At 67.1% G+C, this 13,208-nt stretch carries 14 protein-coding genes; 7 read left to right on the top strand and 7 right to left on the bottom strand.

Features of this window, described 5'->3' with window-relative positions:
• Positions 1–13: 13 nt before the first annotated feature.
• The 4 genes from BJI69_RS12810 (at position 14) to BJI69_RS12825 (ending at position 5,512) form a co-directional block, all read left to right on the top strand.
• Positions 14–1,729, top strand: a complete 1,716-nt coding sequence (locus BJI69_RS12810; RefSeq protein WP_046966360.1) for a hypothetical protein — start codon at positions 14–16, stop codon at positions 1,727–1,729.
• Positions 1,726–2,571 carry an SDR family oxidoreductase gene (locus BJI69_RS12815; protein ID WP_244465203.1) on the top strand — a complete coding sequence of 282 codons (846 nt, stop codon included), beginning with the start codon at positions 1,726–1,728 and terminating at the stop codon, positions 2,569–2,571. The genes BJI69_RS12810 and BJI69_RS12815 overlap by 4 nt, the downstream gene beginning before the upstream one ends.
• Positions 2,572–2,668: 97 nt before the next feature.
• Positions 2,669–4,996, top strand: a complete 2,328-nt coding sequence (mrcB, locus tag BJI69_RS12820; RefSeq protein WP_046966361.1) for a penicillin-binding protein 1B — start codon at positions 2,669–2,671, stop codon at positions 4,994–4,996.
• Between the two features lie 3 nt (positions 4,997–4,999).
• The gene (locus BJI69_RS12825; RefSeq protein WP_046966362.1) at positions 5,000–5,512 is read left to right on the top strand and encodes a tetratricopeptide repeat protein; all 513 of its coding nucleotides are present in this window, start codon (positions 5,000–5,002) and stop codon (positions 5,510–5,512) included.
• Between the two features lie 129 nt (positions 5,513–5,641).
• Here BJI69_RS12825 and hemE read toward each other — a convergent pair whose 3' ends face one another.
• The 4 genes from hemE to BJI69_RS12845 all read right to left on the bottom strand — a co-directional run bounded on the left by hemE (position 5,642) and on the right by BJI69_RS12845 (position 8,633).
• The gene (hemE, locus tag BJI69_RS12830) at positions 5,642–6,715 is read right to left on the bottom strand and encodes a uroporphyrinogen decarboxylase (RefSeq protein ID WP_046966363.1); all 1,074 of its coding nucleotides are present in this window, start codon (positions 6,713–6,715) and stop codon (positions 5,642–5,644) included.
• On the bottom strand, positions 6,705–6,968 hold the full coding sequence (locus tag BJI69_RS12835) for a WGR domain-containing protein (protein ID WP_046966364.1): 264 nt from the start codon (positions 6,966–6,968) through the stop codon (positions 6,705–6,707). Before BJI69_RS12835 ends, hemE begins: the two co-directional genes overlap by 11 nt.
• A 67-nt stretch (positions 6,969–7,035) precedes the next feature.
• Complete coding sequence (gene aroB, locus BJI69_RS12840) at positions 7,036–8,103, bottom strand: 3-dehydroquinate synthase (RefSeq protein ID WP_046966365.1); 1,068 nt, start codon at positions 8,101–8,103, stop codon at positions 7,036–7,038.
• On the bottom strand, positions 8,103–8,633 hold the full coding sequence (locus BJI69_RS12845) for a shikimate kinase (protein ID WP_046966450.1): 531 nt from the start codon (positions 8,631–8,633) through the stop codon (positions 8,103–8,105). Before BJI69_RS12845 ends, aroB begins: the two co-directional genes overlap by 1 nt.
• A 7-nt stretch (positions 8,634–8,640) precedes the next feature.
• On the opposite strand from BJI69_RS12845, the gene BJI69_RS12850 reads away from it, so the two are divergent.
• Entirely contained in the window at positions 8,641–9,483 is an 843-nt protein-coding gene (locus BJI69_RS12850; RefSeq protein WP_046966366.1) for an NAD-dependent epimerase/dehydratase family protein, read from the top strand.
• 85 nt (positions 9,484–9,568) lie between these two features.
• On the opposite strand, the gene BJI69_RS12855 is transcribed toward BJI69_RS12850, so the two are convergent.
• Positions 9,569–10,381: a kinase gene (locus tag BJI69_RS12855; RefSeq protein WP_046966451.1), complete on the bottom strand. Its 813-nt coding sequence runs from the start codon at positions 10,379–10,381 to the stop codon at positions 9,569–9,571.
• A gap of 21 nt (positions 10,382–10,402) precedes the next feature.
• On the opposite strand from BJI69_RS12855, the gene pdxH reads away from it, so the two are divergent.
• Both pdxH and BJI69_RS12865 read left to right on the top strand, forming a co-directional pair.
• Positions 10,403–10,990 (top strand): pyridoxamine 5'-phosphate oxidase, encoded by a 588-nt coding sequence (gene pdxH, locus BJI69_RS12860; protein WP_046966367.1) that lies wholly within the window; start codon positions 10,403–10,405, stop codon positions 10,988–10,990.
• Positions 10,991–11,003: 13 nt separating this feature from the next.
• A complete protein-coding gene (locus tag BJI69_RS12865) occupies positions 11,004–11,444 on the top strand; it encodes a secondary thiamine-phosphate synthase enzyme YjbQ (RefSeq protein WP_046966368.1) in 441 nt (146 codons plus the stop codon).
• On the opposite strand, the gene BJI69_RS12870 is transcribed toward BJI69_RS12865, so the two are convergent.
• Entirely contained in the window at positions 11,419–12,090 is a 672-nt protein-coding gene (locus tag BJI69_RS12870) for a MarC family protein (protein WP_046966369.1), read from the bottom strand. The genes BJI69_RS12865 and BJI69_RS12870 overlap by 26 nt on opposite strands.
• Positions 12,087–13,067, bottom strand: a complete 981-nt coding sequence (locus BJI69_RS12875) for a formylglycine-generating enzyme family protein (RefSeq protein ID WP_125903043.1) — start codon at positions 13,065–13,067, stop codon at positions 12,087–12,089. Before BJI69_RS12875 ends, BJI69_RS12870 begins: the two co-directional genes overlap by 4 nt.
• Positions 13,068–13,208 lie beyond the last annotated feature (141 nt).

Genomic DNA, 13,208 nt, shown 5'->3' on the forward strand with positions numbered 1-13,208 from the left:
AGATGCCTGACCGATGAGCGGACGCCGAGACTCGAACGACCACGAACCACGCGGACGAACCGAACCGACCCTGGGTCGGCTCGACGACCTGGACAAGCCGGCACCGCCGGTCGACGACGGCTTGCCTCACTTCGTCGTCGACGAGCCACGCCGCCGGACGGGTGGGCCGACGCCGCCTCCGCGCCGTGCACGCAAGCGTGGCTGGCTGATTCCCGTGCTGGTATTGGTGCTGATCGGCGCCGTCACCGGCCTGTGGCTGCAGCAGGATCGCCTGCGCAATCTTGTTCCCAGCACCGAACTCAACGACGTGCTCACCCAGGCCAACCAGGCACTGGACGCCGGCAAGCTCGACGGCGCGCAGGGCGACAGCGCCCGCGAGCTGTTCGAAAAAGCACGCGACCAGCAACCGGACAGTGACCAGGCGCGTGATGGTCTTCGTCGCGTCGGGCAGGCCGAGATCGCCCGCGCCGACCAGGCGCTCAACGCCGGTCGGCTCGACGAGGCCGATGCCGCGCTCGGCGTGGCAAGGGAGTTGCTCGGTGGCGGCAACGATGTCGAGCAGCTGAGCGCTCGCCTCTCGCAGGCACGCAACCCGCAAGGGCATACCGCGTCCCTCATCGATCAGGCCCAGGAAGCGTTCGCCGCCGGCAAGTTCGATGGCGACGACGGTGCCGGTGCCCTTTATCGCCGTGTGCTCGACGCGGACAAATCGAACACCGTGGCCGCCCGCGGCCTGGACAAGGTCGGCGACGCACTCGCCGCCCAGGCCCGTCAGGCCATGGCCAGCAACGACAGGGCCAAGGCGAATGCGCTGGTCGATCGCATCGCCATCCTCGTGCCGGGTTATGGCGACCTGCCGTCGCTGCGCGCCTCGCTGGCGGAAAACCGGAAACAGGACGACCAGGCCATCACGGCCCTCGTCCAGCAAGGTAATGACGCCATGCGCGCCGGCCAGTTCACCGGTGACGGCGACGACAATGCGCTCGCCCGCTTCCAGGCCGTGCTGGCCGCCGACCCCGATAACGCGGATGCAAAGGCGGGCCTCGGACAGGTTGCCCAGGCCCTCATCGTGCAGGCCAACGCCGCGCTCGACAGCGAAGACGATGCCCAGGCCTCGCGCCTGCTCGATCAGGCCGCGAAGCTGGCGCCGAAATCCGCCGAGCTCGCCGCTGCGCGTGCGCGTATCGGTGGCGGGGACGCGAAGGGCGCCAGGCTTGGCCCATCGTCCGATGCGGTCGCGACGCTACGCAACGGCGACACGGCCGAGGCGTCGCTTGCCGTCAGCCCGGAACAGAAGGCGAAAGTCACCGCGCTGGTCGGTCGGGCGCAGGCCGCCGCCACGCGCGGCGACATCATGGATCCGCCGGGCGACAGCGCCTACGATTTGTATCGCAACGCGCTCGCCATCGATGGTAACGACCCGGCTGCCCGTGCCGGCTTGCAGGGTTTGCCCGGTCAGGTCGAGAAGCTGATGCAACAGGCCGTCGCCAATGGCAACGTCAAACGTGCCGAGGACCTCTACGCCACGCTGTCGGACCTTGCTCCGGGCGATGCGTCGCAGGGCGAGATGCGTCACCGTCTGGGCAGCGCCTGGATCGACAGCGCCCTCCAGCGCTCCTCGCAAGGCGATCGCCAGGGGGCGTTCCAGGCGCTGGACCGGGCACGCCATTACACGCCGGACGACCCGCGCCTGCAGGGCGCTTACGAGCGCATCGCGACAGGACGATGAGCGAACGCATGCGGATTCTCGTCATCGGCGCCACCAGCCAGATCGGTCATTTTCTCCTGCCTCGCCTGGCCGCCGCCGGCGAGGACGTGCTCGCCCTGAGCCGGCAGCCTCACGATAGTCATCCCGATTGGATCGTCGGCCACCTCCCGGGTGGCATGCCCTCGCTGCCGCCGCTGAAGGCGGTCGTCTGCCTGGGTCCGCTGAACGGGTTGTCGCCATGGCTGGCGCTCACGCGCCTGCCGGGCACGCCGCACATCGTGGCGACCTCGTCGATGAGCGCGGAGACCAAGCGCGACTCGACGGACCCCGCCGAGCGGGAGTTGTCGCGCATCCTGCGCGACGCCGAGACCGAGCTCAGTACCACCTGCGCGTCGCGCGGCATGCCGTGGACCATTTTCCGCCCAACCCTCGTCTATGGGGCTGGCCTGGACAAGAGCCTCACGCCGATGGTCCAGAACGCCTTGCGCCGCCGCGTGTTCCCGCTGCCGGCGGGACGGGGGCAGCGTCAGCCTGTGCACGCCGACGATATCGCCGCCGCGATCGTCGCGGCCCTGACACGGCCGGCAGGGCGTAACCAGACGTTCTCGATCGGGGGCGGCGAACGCTTCAGCGCCGCCGAGATGTTCCGCCGGGCACGCCGTTCCGCCGGTTCGGCGACCCTGCCATTGCCGGTTCCCCGGTTTATCCTGAACGTGGCTTCCGCTGTATCGCCGGCCATGCGCGGCCCCATCCACCGACTCGATAGCGACCTGATCGCCGACAATCGGGCTCTGGAAGCGACTCTGGACATCCATCCGCGCGCCTTCTCACCCCAGCCCGAGACCTGGCAGGCGGGCTCCTGACGCCGCAGGTCACCGCTTTGCCAGCATTCGTTCAGATGGGCGCCGGGGCGCTGCCCCTATCATCCGGCTTCGTCTCTCTCCGCAGGACTTCCCCGCGTTGGCTTTCCTGAATCGTCTTGGCTCCATCCTGCGTGCCAGCTGGCCCTGGCTGCGCATTCCCTTCTGGCTCGTCATGGGCCTCGTGTTTGGCTTCCTTCTGCCCTACACGCTGATCCTCAATGCCCGCCTGCAGGATCGGTTCAACGACCTGGTGTTCGCGGTGCCGACGCGCGTCTACGCGCGACCGCTACCGCTGGAACCGGGCCGTGCCATGACCCCGGCCACCCTGGAGCTGGAACTCACCTTCGCCGGTTACACCACCGACGGCGCTGGCAAGGTGCAGGGCAGCTATGCGAAGAACGGCTCGCGCTTCCTCATCGCGTCGCGCGGCTATTCGGGTCCGGACGGCGGCGAGCTGCCGCATCGCCTACGTGTCAGCCTGGCTAACGGCCAGGTGGGCGCGATCGTCGACGACACGAACGACAAGCCGATCAAGGCCATCCACCTGGATCCCGCGCGCATCGCCACGCTTTACGGCGCGCAACAGGAAGAACGTCGCATCGTCCGCCTCGAAAACGTGCCGCCGCTGCTCGTGCAGGGCTTGCAGGCCGTGGAGGATCGCGACTTCAATCATCACATCGGCATCGACTTCTCCGCGATCGCGCGCGCCTCGCTGGCGAACCTGCGCGCCGGCCATGCCGTGCAGGGCGGTTCGACGCTGACCCAGCAGCTGGTGCGCAACCTGTTCCTCGACCGCAGCCAGAACATGATGCGCAAGGTGAACGAGGCGATCCTCTCGGTGTTGATGGAGGCGCATTACTCGAAGGGCCGCATCCTCGAGGCCTACGTCAACGAAGTGTTCCTCGGCCAGCAGGGCAGCCAGGCCGTGCATGGCTTTGCCGCCGGCGGCGAGTTCTTCTTCGGTCGTCGACTGGAAGATCTGAAGCCGCAGGAAATCGCCCTGCTTGTCGGCTTGGTCAAGGGGCCGAGCTATTACGATCCGCGGCGTTACCCGGATCGCGCCCTGTCGCGGCGTAACCTCGTGCTGCAGCAGTTCCACGACACCGGGCTGCTCGACGATGCGCAAACCAAGGCCGCGCAAGCCACGCCGCTCGGCATCGCGGACAACGCACAGCTACCGCACAACCGTTTTCCTGCCTTCATGCAGCTGGTTCGTTCGCAGATCACGGCCGACTTCGACGAGGCCGCGCTGCGCGATGGCAGCTTGAGCATCTTCACCACCCTCGATCCGGCCGCCCAGCTGTACACCGAGCAGGCCATCCTGACCACGGCCAAGTCCCTGGGCAAGCGTGGTGCCGCCGCGCAGGCGGCGGCCGTGGTCACCGACGTCGCCACCGGCAGCGTGCTCGCCGTGGTCGGCTCGCGCGACCCGGGCGACCAGGGCTTCAACCGCGCGCTGGATGCCCGTCGGTCGATCGGTTCCCTGGTCAAGCCGCTGGTGTATCTGGTCGCGTGGTCGCAGCCGTCGAAGTGGTCGCTGGCTACGATCGTCGATGACACGCCGATCAATATGACCCAGCCCGACGGCAAGCCGTGGACGCCGCAGAACGACGACCATGAAATCCACGGCCAGGTGCCGATGCTCGACGCGCTGGTGCATTCCTGGAACCTCGCCACGGTGCATCTGGGCATCGAGGTCGGTGTGCCGCGGATCAAGGCCTTCCTCGAGTCCTTCGGCCTGCAGGACGTCAATCCCAGTCCGTCGCTCCTGCTTGGCGCGATCGATCTGTCGCCGTTCCAGGTCGCCCAGCTCTACGAGTACATCGCCGCCGATGGCCATGCGCTGCCGCTGATCGCGGTGAGTGGCGTGATGGACAACAAGGGTCAGGCGATCAAGCGCTACGAGGTGAAAGGCGGGGAGGGCGAGTACCAGGCTGCCACGCGCCTGACCACGTGGGCCATGCAGCAGGTGGTCAACAGCGGTACCGCCGCGGCTATCGGCAATTCGTCCCTGGGCTCGCTCCATGCGGCCGGCAAGACGGGCACCAGCGACAGCCAGCGCGACAGCTGGTTTGCCGGCTTCACTGGCGAACACCTCGCCGTGGTCTGGATGGGACGCGACGATAACAAGCCCACCGGGCTATACGGCGCCACCGGCAGCATGCGCGTGTGGCAGGAGTTGTTCCGCAAGCTGCCCACGCGACCGCTGTCCGCCGCACCGGGCGATGGCCTCGAGATGGCCTGGGTGAACCCGCAGACCGGCAAGCGCACCGACCCGTCGTGCCAGGGCGCGCGGCAGTTCCCCTTCGTGTCCGGTTACGTGCCGGATGCCGAGGAGGGCTGTTTCTGGCAGCAATTCAAGGGTATGTTCGGCGGCGGTGACGCCCAGCCGGCGTCGCCCGTTCCCAGTAATCCTACGGATTGACCCATGCATCGCCTTCGCTTTTGTGCCATCGCCGCCGTCGCGCTCGTCGCCGCGTGCAGCCAGCCCGCCCCGCCGCAGGCTACCCGTCCCAGCAAGCCCGCTTACGACATCGTCGCCCAGATCCGCGCCGCGGGTGAGCGCGAAAAGTCAGCGATCGAAGTCGCCCCGCTGCGCGATCCCGGCGTGCAGGGCCTGGAAAAGTCCGCCCAGGTGGATGAACAGGCCGGTCGCTATCCCGACGCGGACGCCAAGCTCGTGCAGGCCCTGAAGCTGGCGCCGCAGGCGCCGGAGCTGATCCAGGATCGCGCCGAAGTGGCTGTTCGCATGCAGAACTTCCCGCTGGCCGAGCAGCTCTCCAGGCAGTCCTTCGAGATGGGCCCGAAGTCGGGCAGCCTGTGCGCACGCAACTGGCAGACGATTTACGAGATGCGCATGCAGGCCAATGACCAGGCACAGGCCATGGCAGCTCGGGCGGAAGTCGGTAAGTGCCATATCGCGGGCCCGAACCGGTTCTAATCGGACCGGTGCCTTGCGTGGGAGCCGATTTGTCGGCGACAGGGTGCTTGCCGCGAGCCCCGAATCGCCGCTGAAGCGGCTCCCACAAAGAGCCGGCTTCCACGACCCGGCTTCCACCGCGAAGCCGCTTCAACGGCTCCGAATCACCCGGCCGTGCTCGTGCACGGTATCGACCAGCACCTTCACGTTCTCGGGATCGACCTCGGGCGTGATGCCGTGGCCGAGGTTGAACACATGACCGGGGTGGTTGCCGAAGTCGTCCAGGACCGCGCGGGCTTCGCGTGCCACGATCTCGGGCGAGGCGCGTAGCACGGCGGGATCGAGGTTGCCCTGCAGGGCGACACGGTCGCCGACGCGACGGCGGGCTTCGCCGATGTCGATGGTCCAGTCCACGCCCAGGCCGGTGCAGCCGGTGTCGGCGAGGGCTTCGAGCTGGCCGCTGGCGCCCTTGGAGAACAGGATGACCGGCAGGTCGCGGCTGACCGGGTCGGCCTTCAGTGCGTCGACCACCTGCGCCATGTAGTGCAGCGAGAACGCCTTGAAGGGTGCCGGGCCGAGCAGGCCGCCCCACGTGTCGAAAATCATCAGTGCCTGCGCGCCGGCATGCGCCTGCGCGATCAGGTAGGCGGCGACCGAACGCGCCACGGTGTCGAGCAGGTGGTGGGCGAGTGCCGGCTCGTTCCAGGCGAGTGCCTTGACCCGCGCGAAATCGCGCGAACCTTCGCCCTCGACCATGTAGCAGGCCAGCGTCCACGGGCTGCCGGAGAAGCCGATCAGCGGGACGCGGCCGTCGAGTTCCTTGCGGATCAGGCGGACCGCGTCCATCACGTAGCGCAGTTCGCCATCCATGTCGGGAACGACGAGTTTTTCGATCGACGCGGCATCGCGCAGCGGGCGTTCGAAGCGCGGGCCTTCGCCCTGGGCGAACGACAGGCCGAGGCCCATCGCGTCTGGAATCGTCAGGATGTCCGAAAACAGGATGGCCGCGTCCAGATCGAACCGGACCAGCGGCTGCAAGGTCACTTCGCAGGCGAACTCGGGGTTGGTTGCCAGGCCCATGAAGCTGCCGGCACGGCCGCGCGTGGCGCGGTACTCCGGCAGGTAGCGGCCCGCCTGGCGCATCACCCAGATCGGCGTGGTGTCGGTCGGCTCGCGGCGCAGTGCGCGGAGGAAACGGTCGTTGCGGAGGACGTCAGCGGCCATGCGCCGACTCCTGACCCTGGCTGAACATCACTTTGAATCCTTTTTTGATCTGCGCGTCGCGCGCTTTCTCGAAGGCGGCCTGCGCGGCGTCGCGTTCGAGGTAGACCTCACGCTTGAGTGTCGTCTTGCCGCCCTGCACGCCGCTTTCGCGGTACAGGGTCCAGCCGCCGAGGAGGTCCTGCTCCAGCGTGATCTGGACGAAACGGGGCGCTTCCGTCACCGCTTCGGGCATGGTTTGCATGTAGATCCGCATCAAACGATCCGGGCTGGCGCAGGGCCGATCATTGTAGGTGGTCGCTCCAGGGTACGCACGGTATGCGTCAATCGAGCACGGCCAGGACGTCCGCATCACGCACGCCGGAGACGATTTCCGCATGCCCGATCCCGCGCCAGAGGATCAGGCGCAGCGTCCCCGCCGTGTTTTTCTTGTCCAGGCGCATGAGGTCGAGCAGGCGACTGGCGGCATGTTCGCGCGATGGCGTGGTAGGCAGGCCGAGACGTTCGAGCAGCCGGGTGAGGCGTTGCGTGTCGTCAGCGGCGGCCATGCCGAGCTTCTCCGACAGTCGCGCGGCCAGGACCATGCCGATGGCGACACCTTCGCCATGCAGGATCTCGCTGTAGTTGCCCGCTGTCTCCAGCGCATGACCGAAGGTGTGGCCGAGGTTGAGCAAGGCGCGCTCGCCCTGCTCGGTTTCGTCGCGCGCGACCACGCCTGCCTTGTAGCGGCATTTGCGCGCGATCGCCTCGATCAGGATGGTGGGATCGCGCGCGGCCAGGGCATCGGCATGCGTTTCCAGCCAGGCGAAAAAGGCGGGATCGCCGATGGCGGCGCCTTTGACGATTTCCGCCAGGCCGGCGCGATATTCGCGCTGGGGCAGGGTGGCGAGGACGTCCACATCCGCGACGACGGCGCGCGGCTGGTGGAAGGCCCCGGCGAGATTCTTCCCGGCGGGCAGGTTTACGCCGGTCTTGCCGCCGACGGACGAATCGACCATGGCCAGCAGGGTGGTGGGTACCTGGATGAAGTCGATCCCACGCATCCAGCACGCGGCGGCAAAGCCGGCGAGGTCGCCGACCACACCGCCACCGAGGGCGATCACGCAGGCGTCTCGCGTAGCGCCGAGTTCGCCGAGGGCTTCGAGGACACGCCCGACGTTGGCGAAGGTCTTGTGGGTTTCGCCGTCGTCGATGAGGTAGGACGACCAGGTCAGGCCTTCAAGGCCTTTTGTCAGCGCGGCAAGGTAGAGCGGCGCGACCGTGGTGTTGCTGACCACCAGCACATGCCGTCCGCGAATTCTGGCACGCCAGCGCGCGTTGTCGGCAATCAGGCCGGGGCCGATCCAGACGCTGTAATCGCGGCCGGCAAGTGCGACGTGGACGGTTTCCATCAGTGGCGTTTCCAGTGGCGGTCGAGGAGGGCAATGGCCCGGGGCGCGGCGTCGTCGACGCCTTCGTGCCGACCACGGAAGATCAGGTCGGCGATTTCCTCGTAGAGGTGATTGCGATCGTGGGCGAGGTGCTCCAGCCGGCCACGGCGGTCGTCGCCGGCGATCATCGGGCGCACGCGATCGTGCTGGAGTCGGTCGAGTTGTTCCTCCACGTCGACACCGAGCATGAAGACGGTGCCGCGGCTCATGAGGATCTCGCGGTTTTCAGGGGCTACCACGGCGCCCGCGCCGGTGGCGAGCACGATGCCGTTGCGCAGACTAAACTCGTCCAGGTGCGCGCGTTCGCGCGCCCGGAAACCCGCCTCGCCTTCGTTTTCGAAGATCGCGGCGATCGTCGTGCCGCAGCGTGCCTCGATTTCCACGTCGAGGTCGACGAAAGGCAGGCCATAGTGCGCCGCGAGGCGCTGTCCGATCGTGGTCTTGCCGGCCCCCGTGGGGCCGACCAGGAACAGGTTGGGCGAAGGATTCATCGCACCCATGCTAGCAATAAGCTATCCGCAGAAGAACGAGACCGTGCTGATCGCCGGCGCCGGCGATGTCGGTATCCGTGCGGCCCGACGTCTCGTGGCGCAAGGGAAGCAGGTTTTCGCCCTGCGTCGCCGTGAGGTCGCGCCGGACCCGTCGATACGCTGGCTGCGCGGTGACCTGACCCGTCCCGACACCTTGCGCGGCCTGCCGCAGGTCGATGCGGTGGTTTTTGCGCCCACGCCCGACGCCCGCGACGAGGCGGCCTACCGTGCGGTGTTTGTCGACGGACTGCGCTACCTCATCGATGCGCTTCCGGCGCCACCGAGCCGCACGGTGTTCGTCTCCTCGACGGCCGTCTATGGCGAGCATGCCGGCGAGTGGGTCGATGAAGCCACGCCCACCGATCCTCCCGGATTCAACGGACGTGTTCTGGTCGAAGCGGAGGATTGGCTGGCATCGCGTGGTGTCGGCGGCATTTCCTTGCGACTGGCGGGCCTCTATGGCCCAGGCAGAACCCAATTGCTCGAACGGCTTCGCGAGGGCAAGGTCTCCGTGCCACGCGGGCGTCGCGTTTTCGCCAATCGCATCCATGTCGACGATGCGGCAGCGGCGATCGCGCACCTGCTGTCGCTGGACGTGCACGAGTCACTTTATGTCGGCGTCGACGATACGCCGTTGCCGATCGACGAACTCTACGACTATCTCGCCGGCCTGCTTGGCGCCGTGCCACCGCTCGACGGTCCACCCGCAGCTGGCATCGGCAACAAGCGGATGTCCAATGCGCGGCTGCGTGCCACAGGATTCAAGTGCCGGTGGCCCGATGCGCGCATGGGTTACGCCGCACTTTTGTAGCGCGCTGTTGTGGGAGCCGATTCATCGGCGATTGAGTGCTTGCACAACCTGGCCCGCTGCCGCGGGATCGCCGATGAATCGGCTCCTACAAGGGCGGGGTGTCTCGATTCGGGTCGAGGGTCAGGACCAGGTCGGCTTTCGCGGGTAACGTCGCCAGCGCATGCCGGCTGAGGCGTTCGTAGTGCTGGAGAAAGCGTGCCATCTCGTCTTCGTCCATCGCTTGCGGCTCGCCCCGGGCGCGAAGCGGCCACTCGGCTTCGTCGCGCCATCGCGTGACGACATCCCACGATGGCGCCTGGAGCAGCACGAGCGCATCGAGACGACGCCAGACCGAAAGATAATCGGCGAGTTTGGTGTTGACCCATTGGCGCCAGATCCCTTCGGGATCGTCCTCGCGCTCCAGCGCGTTGATCGGCTCGATCGCGTCGGCGTCCGACTGCGGTTCGAGGCCCAGGCACCAGCCTTCGAGGATCACCAGCATGGGTGGTTGCGGGACTTCGGGCCACAGCGCCGCTGGGTAGCGGTCGTCCTGACCCTTGTCGAAGCGTGGGATGGACACGGGCCGCTCAGGCGCCGCCTTGTCGAGCGCGTCCAGGGTGGAAGCGAGCAAGGCCAGATCGTGGGTCCCCGGAACCCCGCGGGTACGCAGCAGCGGATGGACCTCGCGGGCCAGCGCCTCGCGCTCGGCGCGGGTCAGGTACACATCGTCCAGCGACAGGGCGACGGCGGACCAGCCGCGTTCCCTGGCGGCCTCGATCAGCGCCGCGGCCAGCGTACTCTTGCCGCTGCCCTGCAAGCCGGAGACGCCCAGGATGAACGGTGTCGAGGCATGCCCGATCGCCGCGGCGAAACGCCCCAGGACCCGTTCGGCGAGCGTGATAGCATCGGGTGATTCCATACCGGCAAGCATAGCCTACCCATGCTGACTCCCGAGATCCTCGACACATTCCGCGGCCTGCTCGACGAAGCGAAGGCCAGTGGCGATCGCGAACCGACCGCCATGAACCTCGCCACACTAGATGCCGACGGCCGCGTGCATTCACGCATCGTGCTACTCAAGCACATCGATGAGAACGGGCTGGGTTTCTTCACCAACTATGAAAGCGCGAAAGCCGGCGAGATGGCCGCGCACGACCAGGTCGCGGTGTGCTTCCACTGGAAGCAGATTCGTGACGGTATCCAGGTGCGTTTCGAAGGCCGTGTGAGCAAGGCCAGCGCGGCCGAGTCGGATGCGTATTTCGTGCGTCGCCAGCGCGGCAGCCAGATCGGTGCGTGGGCGTCGAAGCAGAGCCAGGAACTGCCGGACCGGCAGACCTTCGAAGACCGCGTGGCGCATTTCGAGAAGGAATTCGATGGACGTGACGTGCCGCGTCCGCCGCACTGGGGCGGCTACATCCTCAAGCCCGATCGCGTGGAGTTCTGGTACGGCGCCGAGTTCCGCCTGCACGAACGCATCGTGCACGCCGAACACGATACGCAGTGGACGAGCCGCCTGCTTTATCCCTGACCCGGAGTTCGCGATGAGCCGCGCCCAGCCTGTTCAGCACATCGCTCAGACCACCTTCACCGTGCACACGCGCGGGCGGTCGCTGATCGAGATCACCGACCGCCTCGCCGACGCGGTGGCGGCCAGCGGCGTGGCGACGGGTATCGCGCACGTGTTCGTCCAACACACCAGCGCGTCGCTGCTCATCGGCGAAAACGCCGACCCGACGGTCGTCGCCGACCTCGAACGTTTCTTCGCGCGGCTGGTGCCCGATGGCGATCCGCTGTTTCGCCATCAGGACGAAGGCCCGGACGACATGCCGGCGCATGTGCGCGCCGTACTTACCGGTGTTTCGCTGTCGGTCCCGGTGCACAGCGGACGCCCCTTGCTGGGTACGTGGCAGGGCGTGTTCCTTTACGAGCATCGCCACGAAGCGCACCAGCGCAAGATCACGGTGACGATATCGGGCCACTGATAGCGGGTGTGAGGGCCAGCATCTGGTAACCGAAGATCATCATCTGCACCGACAGGCCCACGGTGAGCGAGCCGATCACCGTACCGAACAGCTTGAAGGGCAATGGCCCGATGCTCCGCACGATCGGTCCGGAAAACAGCATCGCCAGCAGGTGGAGGACCATCACCAGGATGAGCATGCCGACCACGCCCATCGTGCGCTCCGTGCTGTGACTGGAAGCGAGCAGGATGATGAGGCCGGCAAGACCGTACGGCGTCACGATCATCGGCACGGCGAGATCGAAGGCACTGGGCGCAGACGGATGCGCCGGCACCGCGCCCTCGGGCACCGGATGCGGGACAGCACTGGACGTGTACTGCTCCAGCACCGTGCGCAGCGAGACGAGAAGAAAGATCAGGCCGCCGGCAAGAAGCATGGCCGGCACCGATATCTGCCAGCTGCGCTGTAACGAAAGGCCGAGAAAGCCGCCGATCAAGACCGCCACCGTGGCCAGGAGGGCCGTCTTCAAGGCCAGGCTGCGGCGTGTCGCGGCGTCGAAAGATTGCATGCGCGCGTAGTAGGCCAGCGGGGTCTTCAACGGCGGCCCCATGACGACGAAGAGCAGGGTGAACACTTGCGCAAGGCTGAGTAAAGGCGTGGCATTCACGCTGAAGCCTCCGGGGCGATGTCGGCAACGCAGCGAAAGCCGATATGGCTGGTGGACGTATCGATGGGGTGGGGGTAGCGCGCCGCCGGTCGATAACGCTGGCAGTAGTTCAGCGCACACAGGTGCGACCCGCCCTTGAGGACGCGTCTTGGGATGGCGGGTCCCGCGGTGCGGGCGTCGTGGCTGTGCTCCCGGCTCCCGCCGCGGGGATTGGCCGGTACGCAGCAGGCTTTTTGTACCTCGGCGGCGTGGGTGGCTCGGTACCAGTCGGCCGTCCATTCCCAGGTGTTGCCGACCATGTCGACGAGACCATAGCCGTTCGCGGGATACGAGCCGACCGGCGAAGTCCGCTCGAAGCCGTCGTCCGCCGTGTTCTCGTACGGAAAGCGACCTTGCCAGTAATTGGCCATGAAGTGACCCGCGGGTTCGAGGAAATCGCCCCAGGCGTACTCCGCCTGGTCGAGGCCGCCTCGCGCGGCAAACTCCCACTCGGCTTCGGTGGGCAGGCGCTTGCCTGCCCAGGCCGCATAAGCCTCGGCGTCGGCGGCGGTGACGTGCACGACGGGATGATCGTCGAGGTCGTCGAGATCGCTGTCCGGACCGGTCGGGTGTCGCCAGTCGGCACCGAGCACGAATCGCCACCAGCGATCGATCTGCATGGGTACCGGACCGGGCGGCTGTATGAAGACGAGCGAACCCGGATGCAGCATGTCGGCGAGAGCGCCCGGATAGTCCTCGGCGCGTGGCGGAATCTCGGCGAAGGTGACGTACCCCGTGGCCTTCACGAAGCGGGCGAACTGCGCATTCGTTACCGGGGTGCGATCGATCAGGAAGGAGCTCACGCGCACGCGGTGCACGGGCTGTTCCTCGGGATAAAATCGGTCCGATCCCATGCGAAACAGGCCGCCCTCCAGTCGGACCATGCCATCGTTCTCCGGCGTGGTGACGAAGCGGCGCGCAGGATCGGCGAGGGCCATGAGCACTCCCTGGAGGTTGCCTCGATAAAGAACCCGTCCACCACACCGACGGCAGACCACCGGGGGTGGTGGTGGCCATGTTCCGTGTTCCGCCGGGCGTGGCGAACGGGAAAAGGATGTCGGCTTGCATGCTCGCGCGTC

The sequence above is a fragment of the Luteibacter rhizovicinus DSM 16549 genome (assembly GCF_001887595.1).
GTDB lineage: Bacteria > Pseudomonadota > Gammaproteobacteria > Xanthomonadales > Rhodanobacteraceae > Luteibacter > Luteibacter rhizovicinus.

Excerpts from the sequence above, each read along its gene's own strand:
- BJI69_RS12865 (WP_046966368.1), top strand. The coding sequence starts at position 11,004 with ATGAGCCGCGCCCAGCCTGTTCAGCACATCGCTCAGACCACCTTCACC.
- pdxH (WP_046966367.1), top strand. The coding sequence starts at position 10,403 with ATGCTGACTCCCGAGATCCTCGACACATTCCGCGGCCTGCTCGACGAA.
- BJI69_RS12815 (WP_244465203.1), top strand. The coding sequence starts at position 1,726 with ATGAGCGAACGCATGCGGATTCTCGTCATCGGCGCCACCAGCCAGATC.
- BJI69_RS12845 (WP_046966450.1), bottom strand. The coding sequence starts at position 8,633 with ATGAATCCTTCGCCCAACCTGTTCCTGGTCGGCCCCACGGGGGCCGGC.
- hemE (WP_046966363.1), bottom strand. The coding sequence starts at position 6,715 with ATGGCCGCTGACGTCCTCCGCAACGACCGTTTCCTCCGCGCACTGCGC.
- BJI69_RS12850 (WP_046966366.1), top strand. The coding sequence starts at position 8,641 with ATGCTAGCAATAAGCTATCCGCAGAAGAACGAGACCGTGCTGATCGCC.
- BJI69_RS12855 (WP_046966451.1), bottom strand. The coding sequence starts at position 10,381 with ATGGAATCACCCGATGCTATCACGCTCGCCGAACGGGTCCTGGGGCGT.
- BJI69_RS12825 (WP_046966362.1), top strand. The coding sequence starts at position 5,000 with ATGCATCGCCTTCGCTTTTGTGCCATCGCCGCCGTCGCGCTCGTCGCC.
- aroB (WP_046966365.1), bottom strand. The coding sequence starts at position 8,103 with ATGGAAACCGTCCACGTCGCACTTGCCGGCCGCGATTACAGCGTCTGG.
- BJI69_RS12810 (WP_046966360.1), top strand. The coding sequence starts at position 14 with ATGAGCGGACGCCGAGACTCGAACGACCACGAACCACGCGGACGAACC.
- BJI69_RS12835 (WP_046966364.1), bottom strand. The coding sequence starts at position 6,968 with ATGCGGATCTACATGCAAACCATGCCCGAAGCGGTGACGGAAGCGCCC.
- BJI69_RS12875 (WP_125903043.1), bottom strand. The coding sequence starts at position 13,067 with ATGGCCCTCGCCGATCCTGCGCGCCGCTTCGTCACCACGCCGGAGAAC.